Source organism: Arthrobacter sp. JCM 19049, assembly GCF_001310435.1.
Genome location: NZ_BAXF01000604.1, coordinates 1 through 1,157 on the forward strand (window position 1 = coordinate 1; position 1,157 = coordinate 1,157).

General features: G+C 62.5%; 2 protein-coding genes. One reads left to right on the plus strand and one right to left on the minus strand.

From position 1 onward, the window contains the following. Positions 1 to 220 (minus strand): WhiB family transcriptional regulator (locus JCM19049_RS14875; protein ID WP_054821958.1); only part of this gene is annotated, 220 nt, incomplete at its 3' end. Positions 221 to 590: 370 nt separating this feature from the next. On the opposite strand from JCM19049_RS14875, the gene JCM19049_RS14880 reads away from it, so the two are divergent. Next, on the plus strand, positions 591 to 1,103 hold the full coding sequence (locus JCM19049_RS14880; protein ID WP_054821959.1) for a hypothetical protein: 513 nt from the start codon (positions 591 to 593) through the stop codon (positions 1,101 to 1,103). Positions 1,104 to 1,157: the final 54 nt, after the last annotated feature.

Sequence of the window (1,157 nt, forward strand, 5' to 3'; positions counted from 1 at the left end):
GGCGCTTGAGGGCCCGACGCTCGTCCTCGCTCATGCCGCCCCACACGCCGGCATCCTGGCCGGACTCGATGGCCCACTGCAGGCAGGTTTCCACGACTTCGCAACGGCGGCAGACGCTCTTGGCCTCTTCGATCTGCAACAAAGCCGGTCCAGTGTTCCCCACGGGGAAGAACAGCTCCGGGTCCTTGTCCAGACACGCCGCGCGGCTACGCCAATCCATGCTTATTGATGCTCCTTGAAATTGCCGGGAGGTCCATCCGGGTTCCACGTCCGCAGGGATCGGCTGGCAATGCTGCAACGGCCGGGGGAGTGGAACTCGTGTCGCTGTGTGCGAGACGAACCGAAATCTTCATAATGTCCGGCAAGCACTGACTTCCGGAACCAACTTCATAAGGTTTTCATGTTACAGGTAAGTAAACAAGGGTCGTTTTGGGGAAATCAGCGGTAAACCCTGAGTGCTTAGTCACAAACCGCACTACGAATCATTGCGTACCGCAGCGGCCCGAATTTGACAATGGGTTCCTGAATCACATTTCGGTCCAAGTGGCGCTGTTTGGCAGATCCCGCGGGGAAACGATAGATTTAAACCCGTGAGCAACAACGAACTTTCCGGTGCCCGTCCCGCCAGCGTGAAGACCGTGGCGGCACTGGTGCTGCTCGAAGCGGTGGCCGTGCTGGCCTATGGCATCAACTACCTGATGCACATCAACGACCCCGGCGTGCTGAACATGTCCGGGCGCATCTTCATGGTGGTCCTCTGCCTGGCCGCCGGCGTCTGGCAGGGTTGGGTGGCTTTCAGCTTCTTCAAGGGCCGGGCCTGGACCCGGGCCGCGATCGTGGCCTGGCAGCTGTTCCAGGTGATCCTGGCGACCACCTATTTCCAGACCGAGCTGATTGGCGCGGCCGTGGCCGCGTTCTTCGTGGCCGCCATCGCCTGGTACTGCTCTTCGCCCCGCAGACCACCGCGTTCCTCGGCGACCGCAAGACCCAATAGCCGCCCACCCCGCCACCGTCACCTCAAGATGATTGCGGCCGGTGGGGCGGCGTCGCGCCTCGACGAGTGGGCGTTTCAGGGGTGGGGGATCAGCACCTGCCGCGGCTGACCGGCAATGCTGCACACCGCCCGCCACGATCCATCGGCTCGCTCCGCTTCCGCG